Genomic DNA, 14341 nt, shown 5'->3' with positions numbered 1-14341 from the left:
CAGCGCTTCTGCCGGGACAGCACATGCCTCAAGCTGACGCAAGACGGGCCAGTCAGTCCGTCGAGACGCCCTGGCCGTAACGGATGCTGCTCACATACCAGGTCGCTTCACCGGTAGGTGTATGCACCACCACCTCATCACCCTCCTCCTTCTTCAGCAAGGCACGGGCCATGGGCGAATCGATCGAGATGTAATCGTTGCGCCCGTAGATCTCGTCGTAGCCGACAATGCGAAACTTCATGGTCTCGCCCTCGTCGTTCTCGATCTCAACCCAGGCACCGAAAAACACTTTGCCTTCCTGCTCGGGCGAGTACGCCACCACTTTCACATCTTCAAGCCGCTTGCGCAGGTATCGCACCCTGCGGTCGATTTCGCGCAGCAGCTTCTTGTTGTACTGGTAGTCCGCGTTCTCGCTGCGGTCACCCAACGAAGCCGCCCAGGCAACCTTTTGGGTGATTTCCGGACGATACACCCGCCACAGGTGGTCCAGCTCTTTCTTCAGCGCCTCATGGCCTTCTGTGGTGATGATATTGGTGCTCAATAGCGCATTCCTCAGCGGCGGGTAATCAGGCCTTGACGCGCGATGCGGGTGAGATGGCCGATGACTTCGGCGGCTTCGTCCGGTGCCGGCGCCTGGATCACAGCCAGGTCGAAACGGTCATTGCCATACTGCGCGAGGTGACAGTCGCTATCGGCGAACTGGATCAGAAAGGCACGCGCCTGTCCCTTGCGCCGTGACAGGCCTTCAAGATGACGCAAAAGGGTGGGCTGATGCCGGCCGCCGAGCAGGATGCGCGGTGTGCGGGACGCCTGGTTGGCAGGCAAAGGGCTCAAACAGACACTGGTACGTGGGCAACTCATGGAGCTTCTCTCCGCCTCGCGAATCCCGCTGGGCAGCGGTGGGAGGCGTCACCGAACCAGCGCTTTAGCGGTATTTCGGACGGCCCGGAGGTGGGGCTTTCCTGCGCCCCGCAAGTAGCTGTTTAAATCGGCGCAGGCGGTATGCTAGAGCGATGAGCCCCAAGTTGCAAGCGACAAGCCGCAAGCAAGAACAAGCCGAGTATTGGCCCGCGCTTGCCTGCGTCTCGTAGCTCAGAGCGTGCAGCTGGTTACCGGGCGATCAGGCGGTCGAGCGAGAAGCGGCCAGCGCCTTCGATCATGACTGCAACGGTGCCGGCCAACAGCGCCAGGGCGAACTCATAGCCGTTGTTGGACATGAACAGGCCGTTGCCGATGTGCACCGAAACGATGGCCACTATCAAGGTCACCGTCAGCGCCAGGGCCGCCGGGCGAGCCAGCAGGCCGACCACCAAGGCCAGGCCGCCGAAGAATTCGGCACTACCGGACAATAGGGCCATCAGGTAACCCGGCGCCAGGCCGATGCTTTCCATCCATTGGCCGGTGCCTTCCAGGCCGTAGCCACCGAACAGGCCGAAGAGTTTTTGCGCACCATGAGCCATGAAGATGATGCCGACCAGGATGCGGATAACGCTCAAGCCAGCGCCAGCACGTGTAGAGAACAGAGCGTTGAGGGTAGTGTTGTTCATGTCGAAGCGTCCTTGAAGTGAAGCAGTTGTGTGGGTATGGGCGCCATCATAATCAATTCTCTTGATATGAAAATCGCAAAAAACCCAACATAACAATCGATAAAATCGATGCTTAACGCTTCGCTACACGCTCCAGTGCCGCGCGTTCGCGGTTGAACGCCAGGTAGTACTTGTTGATGCTGTTGACGAAATTGACCGGTCCCATCCCCACTTGCTCCATGGCGATGCGTTCGGTCTGGAAAAACCACTGGTTGCCGTTGAGCCCCCGCCGTCGAGCCTCTGCACGCATGGCCTGAACCCGCTCGGGGCCGAGGTTGTAGGCTGCCAGCACAAAGGCCATGCGCTCACGCTCGTTGATCTTGGTACTGGCAAAAAACTTGCGCCGGATAAGCGCCAGGTAACGGGCACTGGCCAGGACATTGCCATCTACCGTCGCAGTATTGCTCACCCCCACCCGCTGGGCCGCCGAAGGGGTAATCTGCATCAGACCATGGGCACCGCCAGTACCGCGTGCAGCCGGGTTGAGCGTCGACTCCTTGAAGGCCAATGCAGCCAGGTTGAGCCAGTCGATCTGTTGCGCCTGGCCATGCTTCTGCAACACCGCCCGCACCGATGCCAAGCGCTGGCGGTCCTTGCTGGCCAACGGGTTGTGTACCCGGTACTGGCGGCGGTAGATGCGCTCGAATGCGGCATCCTGGTTATCTGGCGCGCGGTAACCTTGCAGAAAGTGATCGACTGCGGCCAGCAATTGCGGCGCTTCACGCCCTACATACCAGCGCATGGCTTGCGGCGCCCCCAGGCGCACCCGGCTGTCCAGGCGCAGGCGCGGCATAACCCGGGCCCAACGCCGGGCAATGGGCTGCTCGACCACGGTCAGGTGGTAGATGCCTGCCTGTACCATCTCCAGCACATCCTCCACCGCCAGCGTCGAATCGACCCACTCCACTTTGATCGGCGGCCGCTTGCGCAGTGCCAGTTGCTGGTTGACCTGCTGGATCAGCGGCCCGGCGGCACTGGCACTGGTCAGGGCCACGGTACGCCCTGACAGCTGTTCGATCTTGCTGAAACTTCGCTCGCCTTTGCGCCCGACCAGCATCAGCGGCACCTGGTCGAGTATCGGCGCACTGCCGCGGACACCGCTCACCGTAGTGGGGTCAAGCAGCTCGCCTGGCGCGGCCAGGTCACCCTCACCGCGGGCCAGGGCGCCCAGCAACTGTTCCTTGGCCCGCGGGATGAGCTTTAGCTGGATCTGCTGGTCGTCGGCGGTACGAGCATTGAGGAAATGCTCCAGGGCACGCAGGCGATAATACTCGATGCCGACTGGCTCGCCCTTGACCTCACCAGAGCTGTTGCGGCTCTGGTTGACCAGCACTCGCAGTACTTTGCTGGTGCGAATCTGCGCCAGGTCACGCACCTTGGCAGGCGGTATGTTTTGCTGCGGCCCCGGCGAGCGCGCCTGGGCGGGACCGGCAAAGGCCAACCCCAGCGTCAGCAGAAAAATGAGCCAGCATCGCTGCATGCGAAAACGTGTCCGTGGTCGGTGAGCGGCATCCATGGGTTGCACCGCCAAGTGATAAACGACGGTAAAAGACCACGGCAACAGCATGAAGTTCTTGGTTTTTTCAGAAAAACGCGGTTTTTGCTATGCTGGCCGCCCCGCGGCACGAGATAGCACCATGCAACTGATCGATATCGGCGTCAACCTGACCAACAGCAGTTTCCACGACCAACAGGCCGCAATCGTCGAGCGCGCACTGGAGGCCGGCGTTACGCAAATGCTGCTGACAGGCACCAGCCTGGCGGTCAGCGAACAAGCGCTGGAGCTGTGCCAACAACTGGATGCCAGCGGCGCGCACCTGTTCGCCACGGCCGGCGTGCACCCTCATGATGCCAAGGCCTGGGATGCCGACAGCGAGCGCCAGCTGCGACTGTTGCTGAGCGAACCGCGCGTACGCGCGGTAGGCGAATGCGGCCTGGATTTCAACCGCGACTTTTCCCCTCGCCCGCTGCAGGAAAAAGCCCTGGAAGCCCAGCTGACACTGGCTGCGCAGCTGCGCCTGCCAGTGTTCCTGCACGAGCGCGATGCCAGCGAGCGCTTGCTGGCGATTCTCAAGGACTACCGCGACCACCTGACCGGCGCGGTGGTGCACTGCTTCACCGGTGAGCGCGAGGCGCTGTTCGCCTACCTGGACCTGGACCTGCACATCGGCATTACCGGCTGGATCTGCGACGAACGCCGCGGCACTCACCTGCACCCGCTGGTGGGCAACATCCCTGAAGGCCGGCTGATGCTGGAAAGCGACGCGCCCTACCTGCTGCCGCGCAGCTTGCGGCCCAAGCCCAAGAGCGGGCGCAACGAGCCGGCGTTCTTGCCGGAGGTACTGCGCGAGGTGGCCTTGCATCGCGGTGAATCAGCCGAGCACACGGCGGCGCATACCACGGCAACGGCGCGCGATTTTTTCCAGCTCCCCTGAGTCTCGCGTGTTGTTGCGGGGCGGGTGAACACAGTTGATATGCATCAACACATGTCCAGGTGGATGTGGGCACAATGATGGCACCTTGCCAATATTGTTTCCGCTCAACTCAGAGAAGACCTGCCCATGGGTGCCTGGCTTAGCAATGTTTCCCTGAAGTACAAATTCTGGGCCGTCAACGCAGTGGCCTTTGTCACCACCTTGCTGCTGGTGCTGTACGCCGTGCACCTGGAGCAACGCGCACGTGCCGAGGCGGCTCAGGGCCTGGCGGTCGCACAAGCCCAGTTGCTGGCCGCCTGGCCAGCCGGGCAAGCACTGCCACGCCCGGCCAACGTCATCAGTTGGTCAACCGGGCAAACGCCAACCTACGCCGGGGAGGCGCTCGATGCCCTGCGCAACGCCCAAGGCTGGGTAGCATTGCCGAGCGCCTGGATCCTCGGTGAAAACCCGCTGCGTGGCGCACAGGTATTGCGCAATGGCGACCAGCAGTTGGCTGTGCTGGCCCAGTCACCCAGCCTGCGCCAGGTCTTCTTCGATCGCTTCAGCAATTACGCGGTGTGTGTGCTGATCCTGATGCTGGCCATGCTCGGCGCCTCGCAACTGCTGATCCGCTTCCTGCTCAGCCAGCTCAACACCCTCAAGGACGTGATGCTGCACGTGGAAAAAACCGGCGACCTGTCGGCCCGCGTACCGCTCGCCAGTGGCGACGAGGTCGGCCAGATGGCCGGGGCCTTCAACGCCATGCAGTCCACCTATCACCGCGTGGTCAGCACCGTCGCCCACAGCGCAGCACAGCTGGACTCGGGCGCTGCACGCCTGGCCGCCAGCATGAGCGACGTACGCCATGGCATGCTCGGCCAGCAGAGTGAAACCGACCAGGCCGCCACTGCCATCAACGAAATGTCGGCGACCGTGCACCACATTGCCCAGCACGCCGGTGCCACCCGCGATTTGTCACAAACCGCCGACACCTTGGCCGGCAGCGGCCAAGCGGTGGTCAGCCGAGTGCAGGATTCGATTTCCGGGCTTTCCAGCGGCGTGCAACAAACTGCCGAGATGATTCGACAGCTAGCCGAGGACAGCCAGAAGATCAACGGTGTAGTCAGTGTGATCCACAGTATTGCCGAACAGACCAACTTGCTGGCGCTTAATGCTGCCATCGAAGCCGCGCGCGCCGGCGACCTGGGCCGCGGCTTTGCCGTGGTCGCCGATGAAGTGCGCAACCTGGCCAAACGCGTGCAAACCTCCACGGATGAAATCACCACCATGGTTTCGGCCCTGCAGTCGGGCACCCGCGACGCGGTGGAGTTCATGCAGGAAAGTTCGTACAAGGCCGACGACTGCGTACGTCAGGCGCAGGAAGCCGGTGAGGCGCTGGCGGAAATTACCGGTGCCGTGGCGCAGATGCGCGAAAGCAATACCCAGATCGCTGTAGCGGCCGAGCAGCAAAGCCAGGTAGCCGAGGAAATGAACCGCGCGGTGGTCAGCATCCGCGATGTCACCGAGCGGACCGTGCAGCAGACGGTCGGTTCGGCGACCACCAGCAGCGAACTGGCGACCCTGGCCGGCGAACTGAACAAGGCCATTGGCCAGCTCAAGCTATAGTCACCATAGCCAGGTTCGATTGGCCCCCGCTTGGGGGCCGCACTAAGCTTTGGGCATGACCGAGAGGAAATCCCCATGAGCAAACGCCTGCCCAATCTTCCCGCCTGGCAATGGCGCGGCTACCACCACAATCACCGCCACCCGGCCAACCTGGTGTTGCACCTGATCGCTGTGCCGTTGTTCATTCTGGGGACACTGCTGGTGCTGTCCGGTCTGTTTGGTTTCGACCTCGGCCAGATCGCGGTGGGTGTGATTGCCTTGGTCGCAGCGTTGGGCCTGCAGCGCCAAGGCCACCGCCTTGAAGCCCAGCAGCCCGAACCGTTCGCCAACCGCCAGGATGCCGTGCAGCGCTTACTGACCGAGCAGTTCATCACCTTTCCGCGCTTTGTGGTGAGCGGGGCCTGGTGGAGGGCCTGGCGGGAGCGGCACAAGCACCGGCACTGAGCCAGCTGCCGGAGCGCTGCTTGTGAGCAGCCTTGCAAGGGTCAGGCAAAAACGGTGACGGTCTGCCGGCTCAACGCCAACAACTCGCCCTGCGCCGTCCACAACGCCGCAGCAGCATGCCCATAGCCATCCCGCGCATGCTCGGTCTCCACACAGTACTGGCACCAATCCAGGGTCGACAGCTTCGCCGTTGGCTGGATGAACTCGATGGTCCAGGTCAACGTACTGCCCGCAGCGGGCTGCTTGAGAAACGGCATGAGGCTGGGCGGCCAGGCATCGACCAACGCCAACAGGTGCGCCTCGTTCACCTGTTCTTCCACCACATCCCGCAAGCGCACCCAGCCGCCCATCTTGCGCGACTGATTGCCACTGAACGGCAGCCCACCTACTGCCCAGCGCAGGGCCACGTGCCGCATGAACTCCGGGGTAACGCCTTTGATGTAGGGCAACTCCGGGGCCGCCTCATCGAGCGCAGGCATATCGATGGCCGGTAACGCCGGCACTTCGACCACCGAAGGGCGGCCCGCACCGAAATTGCCCTGCACCAAAGTCACCACCTGGCCATCCTGAACAGCGCGGCCCAGCAACGTGCTAACCGCCTTGCCTTCGCGCAAAACCTCCACCTCGAAGCGGATGGGCACATCCGCCGCCGCGGGTGCCACGAAGCTAATGGCCAATGAGCGTACCGGGCGGTTGTCGCTGATCTTGAGGCGCATGGTTTCATAGACCATGGCCGCCATCAGCCCGCCAAAGGCAGCACGCCCCTGGGCCCAGCTGGGCGGAATGCTGACGGAATCCGGGTTGGCCCGCACGGCGTCGAGCAGTTGGTTGAAAGTCATTGGCCGGCTCCTGCCTGCAAAGAAAAAGGTCCGCTCATCCTAGCCAGCAAACGCCGGGCAATCAGCCCGCATATCGGTCATTTTCCGTGATAACGCCGCGCCAGCGCCTCTTGCAGGGCGTCCAGCGTCACATCCGACTGGCGCTCCGCCCCATGCAGCTCCTGCTCCCAATCAGCCTTGCAGGGGAGCAGGTCGGCATGGTCGCGCGCTTGCAGCAGCCATTGCAGGCGGTCGTGCCAATCACCCAGGCTGCCCTGTGCCTTTTTCAGCAGACGTTGCAGTTTCTTCCCAGCGTGATCGAGTTGCGGGTAGGCCTCATCGCCATAGCGTGCACGCTTGATCAGCAAACGCAGGCGGTGGCGATCGTGAGCAGGGTCCTGCAACGCTTTGTGCAACTTGCGCCACTGCTTGACCAAGCGCTTGTCTATACGTTTGCTTAGCGACTTGACCAGCCCCTCCCGGCCCGCCGCCCGCAGGAACAATGGAAAGGCGTCGAGAATCGCCAATACCCTGGCCAGCTGTGGGCTGGCAGCGACACTGGCGAAGGTCCTGTCACGCCCCTCCAGACGCCGCTGCCCGGCTGCTGTGTGACCGCGCCCGATCAGCTCGGCCGCCAGCACCTCGCGATCACGCAGCGGCGTGGTAAGGGTCCCCAGCGAACGTGCAGCATCCTCCAGCTGTTCCACGCCAGGCAGCCCACGCAGCGGCCTCAGCAGACTGCGCAGGCGCCGCAAGGTGGTACGCAAGTCGTGCAAGGCCTCACTGTCGGTATTGGCAGCCAGGCGTTCACGACAGGCCAGCAAGCGCACCTGCAAGGTCAGTATCTGGGCAACGACATGGTCGAGCATGGCAGACATACGATGCTCCCTGTTCAGCGCCCGGCGCGAGATTCACGAATGTAGAACCGCGCCTTTTCGGCTTTGCGGGTACAGCTTTCGTAGCCTTCGAACTGCTGCTGGGTCTTGGCCCCGGTCAGCAATGACAAGGCCTTGGAATAACTTACGGCACCGGCGAAGCCTTCGGCCTTGGCCAGGTCCAGCTCCTTCCAGGCGGCATCCAGCTGGGTCGCGCAGCTGTCACGGTAGGCCGTCTTGCCCGCGCAGCCAGCAAGGGCCAGGGCAATCAGTGGAAGGCAAATCCAGGCTTTCATCAGTAATACCTCTATGGAAAAACGGTGGCTGTTCGACGCTCCGACAGCTGGAAAGTGCCATGCCCAGCCGGCTTTGCCTGGCCAGTTTTATTACAGTAGCTCAGCACGATCTACATTGAAGCACAGGCAGCGATGGGTGCATTGTAGGACCATGATGGCACTGGCCGGGGAATGTTCATGAGTAAACGTGTGGCACTGGTACTGGGATCGGGCGGAGCCCGAGGGTATGCGCACATCGGCGTGATCGAGGAAATCGAGCGCCGCGGCTACGACATAGCCTGCGTCGCGGGGTGTTCCATGGGCGCGGTGATTGGCGGTATCTATGCCGCCGGCAAGCTCGACGACTATCGCAACTGGATCGAAAGCCTCGACTACCTCGATGTGCTGCGCCTGGTCGACGTCAGCTTTCGCCTCGGTGCGATTCGCGGCGACAAGGTGTTCGGGCAGATCCGCAAGATCGTCGGCGAGATAAACATCGAGCAACTGCGCATACCCTACACCGCAGTGGCCGCCGACCTTACCAACCAGCAGGAAATCTGGTTCCAGGAAGGTTGCCTGCATCAGGCCATGCGCGCCTCGGCGGCCATTCCCAGCCTGTTCACGCCGGTGATGCAAGGCAACCGCATGCTGGTCGACGGTGGCATCCTCAACCCGCTGCCAATCGTGCCGGTGGTGTCCAGCCATTGCGACCTGATCATCGCGGTAAACCTAAACGCCACCAACCAGAAGCAGTACCAGTTGCCGGTGATCGAGCGCCCGGCGGCGTTCAAGATGCGCTTTGACGCCTTGTTGAGCTCGCTGGGTTCACGCTTGCCATTCCGGCGCAAACCGGCGGAAGAGCTGATCCGCATCGAAAAGGAGATCGTCGCCGAGGGGCTGGCACCGCCAAGCCCGTGGCTTGCCGACAGCGCCGACCCGGAAAGCCAGCAACCGGCAGCGGCCCCGGAGCGCGAGGGCGCGCCGAAGTCTGCCACCGGTTCTTTCATCATCGACAACGTGGGGCCGGCCTCACTCCTGGACTTGATCAACCAGAGCTTCGAGGTCATGCAGACTTCACTGGCCCAGTACAAGATTGCCGGCTATCCACCGGATGTGCTGATCAACGTGCCCAAGCGGGTGTGCCGGTTTTTCGAGTTCTACAAGGCGCCGGAGCTCATCGCCCTGGGGCGAGAGATTGCACGCGATACGCTGGACAGTTATGAAGGGGTGAAGCGGTAGCACCTGGTTGGCGCCACCCCTGAAGGCGCTGTGACCTTCGACAATGACCGTGCTCGCGGCTGGCGAAAACGAAACAGGCCGCACGAGGCGGCCTGTTTCTTCATGCAGCGAACACCTTAGTAACGGGTGATGTCTGCATTGGCTTCCAGCTGCTTGCGGTAAGCGGCAAAGTCCTGCTGGCCAGCACGTGACGCGAGGTAGCGGCGAATCTGCTGCTTCTCTTCGTCGGTGGCGGCAGCGCCTTCGTTCACGCCCTTGAGCTGCAACACCACCAGGCTACCGTCACGCAGCACGACGCTGCCATACACTGGCTTGTCCTTGGCTTGCGGCTTGCCCAGACGGAACAGTGCCTGCAGTTCGGCCGGGTCAATACCGTCCTCACCACGGGTGACGGCTTCATAGGCTTTCCAGCCTTGGCCTTCGTGCACGCTGCCTGCTGCGATGGAACCGTCACGCAGGCCGGCAATCAGCTTGTCTGCCTTGGCCTCGAGTTCGGCAGTCGCCTTCTCTTTGGCCAGGTGCTCCCTGATATTCTTGGCCACAGCGTCCAGCGGCAGTTGCTCTGGCTTGCGGTGTTCCTTGACGCGCAGCACCACGGTGGTCTCAGGGTCGAGCTCGATGGCGGTGCTGTTGGCACCCTCATCCAGCACTTCTTCAGAGAACGCAGCCTGCACCACCGCACGGTTGGCGGTAATGCCTTCACCGCCCTCGCGGCCGAAGGCGGCGGAGGTGTGCACCTTGAGGTTCAGGTCCTGGGCCGGCTGGGCCAGGTCGGAAGCCTCGTAGGCAGCATCCTGCAGTTGCTTGCTGGCGTCGACATAACGCTGCTCGACCAGCGGCATCTTCAGATCGCGGGTCAGTTTGTCCTTCAGGCTGGCGAAGCTCGGTACCTCTGGCGCCTGGACGCCCAGCAGCTTGATCAGATGGTAGCCAAACTCGGTGCGCACCGGTGCAGATACCTGCCCATCCTGCAGCTTGTACAGCGCCTCTTCGAAGGCCGGGTCGTATACGCCCGGGCCGGCAAAGCCAAGGTCACCACCGGTGTTGGCGGAGCCTGGGTCCTGAGAGAACTCCTTGGCCAAAGCGGCAAAGTCCTCACCCTTGGCCAGACGCTGCTCGATCTCTTCGGCGCGGGCCTTGGCCTGGGCGTCGGTGACCTTGTCGTTGACCTCGATGAGGATGTGCGCGGCATGGCGCTGCTCGGCCAGGTTGGCGATTTCCTTCTCGTACTGGGCCTTGAGCTCTTCGTCGGTCACTTTGACCTGATCGAAGAACGCCGACTTCTTCAGCTCGATGTAGTCGATCACTACCTGGTCAGGCGACATGAACTCCTTGGCGTGCTGGTCGTAGTGCGCCTTGACCTCTTCGTCGCTGACCTGGACTGCGGCCGGATCGGCCTTGAACGTCAGGGAGGCGAAGTCGCGGGTCTGCTTCTCCAGGCGAGCGAAGGCATCGACCTGTTGATCGGTGACGAAGCTGCTGCCGGCCAGGCCGGTGCGCAGTTGGCCGATGAGCATTTCCTCGCCGAGCATCTCGCGGAACTGCATGCGACCGTAGCCCATCTGGCGGATCACCTGGTCGAAACGCTCAGCGCTGAACTTGCCGTCCACCTGGAACTCAGGGGTCTGCAGGATCACCTGATCCAGCGCGGCCTCGGAGAATGCGAACTTGGCATCCTCAGCACCTTGCAGCAGCAGCTTGCGGCTGATCAGCCCCTTGAGTGCCTCCTCACGCAGCAACTTGTCATCCAGCAGCGCCGGGTCGAAATCCTTGCCCAACTGTTGCATCAGTTGACGGCGCTGCATGTCGGCCGCCTGGCTCAGTTCGTTCTGGCTGATGGTCTGGCCGTTCACCTTGGCGGCGTCCTGGCTATGAGTGGCGGCCTGGAAAATGGCTTCGAAACCGGTCAATGCCATCAACACGACGATAAGGCCGATGATGGTCTTGGCAATCCAACCTTGTGAATTGTCCCTGATATTTTGCAGCATGCGTCCCCCAGAAACGGCTGTACCACTGCGTCGACAACCGCGGAGCGTGGGTAGAATCCTGATAAAAGAAAGGCGCATCCGAGGATGCGCCTTTTCTTAGCAAACGTGTCAGGCGGGAACGTTTGCGCCCCGCCATCACCGTGCTCGGACCAGGCCAGGCCGGGTCCGGCTGAAAGACGACTTAGTTGACGGCGTCTTTCAGGCCTTTGCCGGCCTTGAAACCTGGAACCTTGGCGGCTTCGATCTTGATTGCCTTGCCGGTTTGCGGGTTGCGGCCAGTACGCTCGGCGCGCTCCTTGACCGAGAAGGTACCAAAGCCAACCAGTACCACATCGTCACCTTGCTTCAGGGCGCCGGTGACGGATTCGATGACTGCGTCCAGCGCACGGCCGGCTACAGCTTTCGGGATGTCTGCAGATGCGGCGATAGCGTCAATCAGTTCCGACTTGTTCACTCTAAGTCCCCTTATTTCTCTATTGAGTTTGTTTCTAAGTATGTAATGAAAAGCTTATGAAACGTGTGCTGGGAGGCATGGCGACAATAACGTGCCGCTTTATAGCAAGGCGCCGAAAATACTGTCAAGGAAAGCCCCCCAGCCAAAAACTACTAATGCGTGCTGATTCTTTCCTTAGCATCGCCGTCGCGCTTCTCGTCTTTCGCGACAATCTCCGGAGCCACATCTGGCAAGGGCTCCGGGGCGTATTGCAGCGCAATTTGCAGGACTTCGTCAATCCATTTGACCGGTTTGATCTGAAGATCCTGTTTGATATTTTCAGGAATCTCCTTGAGATCGCGAACATTTTCCTCGGGAATGATCACCGTCTTGATCCCGCCACGGTGTGCCGCCAGCAGTTTTTCCTTCAGCCCGCCAATGGCCAATACCTGGCCACGCAAGGTGATTTCGCCGGTCATGGCCACATCGGCACGTACCGGAATCTGCGTCAGCGCCGACACCAGTGCGGTGCACATTCCGATACCGGCACTCGGGCCGTCCTTCGGCGTGGCGCCTTCAGGCATGTGGATGTGCACGTCATGCTTCTCGTGGAAGTCGGCGGCAATCCCCAGGCTGCGGGCGCGGCTGCGCACCACGGTCTGCGCGGCGGTAATCGACTCGACCATGACATCGCCCAGCGAGCCGGTCTTGATCAACTGGCCCTTGCCGGGGATGACCACGGCCTCGATGGTCAGCAACTCGCCGCCCACCTGGGTCCAGGCCAGGCCGGTTACCTGGCCGATCTGGTCCTGCTGCTCGGCCAGGCCATAGCGGAACTTGCGCACGCCCAGCAGGTGCTCCAGCTGCTCGCTGGCCACCTTGACCTTGACCTGCTTCTGCCCGGTATGTTCCTTGACCACCTTGCGGCAGACCTTGGCAATTTGCCGCTCCAGACCCCGCACACCGGCTTCACGGGTGTAGTAGCGGATGATGTCGCGAATCGCCGAGACGTCGACTTCCAGCTCTTCTTTCTTCAAGCCGTTGGCCTTGACCTGCTTGGGCACCAGGTACTTGACCGCGATGTTGATCTTTTCGTCCTCGGTGTAGCCAGGCAGACGGATGACTTCCATCCGGTCCAGCAGCGCCGGCGGGATGTTCATCGAGTTCGAGGTGCACAGGAACATCACGTCCGAGAGGTCGTAGTCGACCTCCAGGTAGTGGTCGTTGAAGTTGTGGTTCTGCTCAGGGTCGAGCACTTCCAGCAGTGCCGAGGCTGGGTCGCCGCGCATGTCGCTGCCCATCTTGTCGATTTCGTCGAGCAGGAACAACGGGTTGCGCACACCCACCTTGGTCATCTTCTGGATCAGGCGACCCGGCATGGAGCCGATGTAGGTACGGCGGTGGCCACGGATCTCGGCCTCGTCACGCACGCCACCCAGGGCCATGCGCACGAACTTGCGGTTGGTGGCGGCAGCGATCGACTCGGCCAGCGAGGTCTTGCCGACGCCGGGTGGCCCGACCAGGCACAGCACCGGACCGCGGATCTTCTTGACGCGCTTCTGCACGGCAAGGTACTCGAGGATGCGTTCCTTGACCTCTTCCAGGCCATAGTGGTCGGCATCGAGGATTTCCTCGGCCTTGGCCAGGTCCAGACGCACCTTGCTCTGAGCCTTCCACGGCACCTGCACCAACCAGTCGAGGTACGAGCGCACCACGGTAGCTTCGGCCGACATCGGAGACATTTGCTTGAGCTTGTTCAGCTCCGCCTGAGCCTTGGCCAAGGCATCCTTAGGGAGACCTGCGGCTTCGATGCGCTTTTTCAGCTCTTCGACTTCATTGTGGCCTTCGTCACCATCGCCAAGTTCTTTCTGAATGGCCTTCATCTGCTCATTCAGGTAGTACTCGCGCTGGCTGCGCTCCATCTGCTTCTTGACCCGGCCGCGAATGCGCTTTTCGACCTGCAGGAGGTCGATTTCGGCATCCAGCAGTGCCAGCACGTGCTCGACACGGGTAGTCAAGTCGACGATTTCAAGAATTTCCTGCTTCTGCTCGATCTTCAGGGCCATGTGCGCGGCCATGGTGTCGACCAGGCGCCCTGGCTCGTCGATGCTGTTCAGCGAAGAAAGCACTTCGGCAGGCACCTTCTTGCCCAGCTGAACGTACTGTTCGAACTGCGACAGCAGCGTGCGCACGAACACTTCCGACTCGCGCTCGGCAGTGTCGGTTTCGTCGATCAGGGAGACTTCGGCACGGATGTGCCCATCAACTTCGGAGAAGCGCTCGACCGCACCACGCTGCTCGCCTTCGACCAGCACCTTGACGGTGCCATCAGGCAGCTTCAGCAGTTGCAGCACGGTGGCAACGGTACCGACGCGGTACAGGGCGTCCTCGCCCGGATCGTCGTCGGCTGGATTCTTCTGGGCCAGCAGAAGGATCTGCTTTTCGCCCGTCATCGCCGCCTCGAGGGCTTCGATGGACTTTTCGCGCCCCACGAACAGCGGGATAACCATGTGCGGGTAAACAACGACATCGCGCAATGGCAAAAGAGGCAAGTCGAGGGTGGTCTTCATGATTTCGCCTCTACAGCGGCCTTATGGCCGGAAACCGGTGGAAATGATGCTTGGACCTAATGTGGGGGCACGC

Annotated in this window: 14 protein-coding genes; 4 read left to right on the top strand and 10 right to left on the bottom strand. The window is 61.8% G+C overall.

Going from position 1 to position 14341, the window contains the following annotated elements; genetic code table 11:
• Positions 1 to 52: 52 nt before the first annotated feature.
• The 4 genes from greB to V7787_RS14165 form a co-directional block, all read right to left on the bottom strand.
• Positions 53 to 541: a transcription elongation factor GreB gene (gene greB / locus V7787_RS14180; protein WP_010953283.1), complete on the bottom strand. Its 489-nt coding sequence runs from the start codon at positions 539 to 541 to the stop codon at positions 53 to 55.
• An 11-nt stretch (positions 542 to 552) separates the two neighbouring features.
• Positions 553 to 861: a hypothetical protein gene (locus tag V7787_RS14175; protein WP_064493426.1), complete on the bottom strand. Its 309-nt coding sequence runs from the start codon at positions 859 to 861 to the stop codon at positions 553 to 555.
• 248 nt (positions 862 to 1109) lie between these two features.
• Positions 1110 to 1547 (bottom strand): DoxX family protein, encoded by a 438-nt coding sequence (locus tag V7787_RS14170; protein WP_010953281.1) that lies wholly within the window; start codon positions 1545 to 1547, stop codon positions 1110 to 1112.
• 112 nt (positions 1548 to 1659) lie between these two features.
• Positions 1660 to 3066: a transglycosylase SLT domain-containing protein gene (locus V7787_RS14165; RefSeq protein WP_104887340.1), complete on the bottom strand. Its 1407-nt coding sequence runs from the start codon at positions 3064 to 3066 to the stop codon at positions 1660 to 1662.
• A 157-nt stretch (positions 3067 to 3223) separates the two neighbouring features.
• Here V7787_RS14165 and V7787_RS14160 point away from each other — a divergent pair, with 157 nt between their 5' ends.
• The 3 genes from V7787_RS14160 to V7787_RS14150 all read left to right on the top strand — a co-directional run bounded on the left by V7787_RS14160 (position 3224) and on the right by V7787_RS14150 (position 6070).
• Positions 3224 to 4021: a TatD family hydrolase gene (locus tag V7787_RS14160; RefSeq protein WP_064493427.1), complete on the top strand. Its 798-nt coding sequence runs from the start codon at positions 3224 to 3226 to the stop codon at positions 4019 to 4021.
• 126 nt (positions 4022 to 4147) lie between these two features.
• Positions 4148 to 5626, top strand: coding sequence for a methyl-accepting chemotaxis protein (locus V7787_RS14155; protein ID WP_064493428.1), 1479 nt, complete (start codon positions 4148 to 4150; stop codon positions 5624 to 5626).
• A gap of 75 nt (positions 5627 to 5701) precedes the next feature.
• Positions 5702 to 6070, top strand: a complete 369-nt coding sequence (locus V7787_RS14150; protein ID WP_004576795.1) for an Mpo1-like protein — start codon at positions 5702 to 5704, stop codon at positions 6068 to 6070.
• 41 nt (positions 6071 to 6111) lie between these two features.
• Here V7787_RS14150 and V7787_RS14145 read toward each other — a convergent pair whose 3' ends face one another.
• From V7787_RS14145 to V7787_RS14135, 3 genes are all read right to left on the bottom strand, one after another.
• Positions 6112 to 6909 carry an acyl-CoA thioesterase domain-containing protein gene (locus tag V7787_RS14145; RefSeq protein ID WP_198747898.1) on the bottom strand — a complete coding sequence of 266 codons (798 nt, stop codon included), beginning with the start codon at positions 6907 to 6909 and terminating at the stop codon, positions 6112 to 6114.
• Between the two features lie 77 nt (positions 6910 to 6986).
• Positions 6987 to 7766 (bottom strand): CHAD domain-containing protein, encoded by a 780-nt coding sequence (locus V7787_RS14140; protein WP_336088547.1) that lies wholly within the window; start codon positions 7764 to 7766, stop codon positions 6987 to 6989.
• 14 nt (positions 7767 to 7780) lie between these two features.
• Entirely contained in the window at positions 7781 to 8059 is a 279-nt protein-coding gene (locus V7787_RS14135; RefSeq protein WP_003250254.1) for a lipoprotein, read from the bottom strand.
• A 177-nt stretch (positions 8060 to 8236) separates the two neighbouring features.
• Between V7787_RS14135 and V7787_RS14130 the strand changes: the two genes are divergently transcribed.
• Positions 8237 to 9277, top strand: a complete 1041-nt coding sequence (locus V7787_RS14130; protein ID WP_026031953.1) for a patatin-like phospholipase family protein — start codon at positions 8237 to 8239, stop codon at positions 9275 to 9277.
• A gap of 116 nt (positions 9278 to 9393) precedes the next feature.
• On the opposite strand, the gene V7787_RS14125 is transcribed toward V7787_RS14130, so the two are convergent.
• From V7787_RS14125 to lon, 3 genes are all read right to left on the bottom strand, one after another.
• Positions 9394 to 11265 (bottom strand): SurA N-terminal domain-containing protein, encoded by a 1872-nt coding sequence (locus V7787_RS14125; RefSeq protein ID WP_336088546.1) that lies wholly within the window; start codon positions 11263 to 11265, stop codon positions 9394 to 9396.
• A gap of 181 nt (positions 11266 to 11446) precedes the next feature.
• Positions 11447 to 11719: a nucleoid-associated protein HU-beta gene (hupB, locus tag V7787_RS14120; RefSeq protein ID WP_003250246.1), complete on the bottom strand. Its 273-nt coding sequence runs from the start codon at positions 11717 to 11719 to the stop codon at positions 11447 to 11449.
• 152 nt (positions 11720 to 11871) lie between these two features.
• Positions 11872 to 14268, bottom strand: coding sequence for an endopeptidase La (gene lon / locus V7787_RS14115; RefSeq protein WP_014591679.1), 2397 nt, complete (start codon positions 14266 to 14268; stop codon positions 11872 to 11874).
• Between the last annotated feature and the right edge of the window lie 73 nt (positions 14269 to 14341).

It is taken from the genome of Pseudomonas sp. CGJS7 (assembly GCF_036961695.1).
Note: the sequence above shows the minus strand (reverse complement) of the source record. Positions and strands in the feature narration are given on the sequence as shown.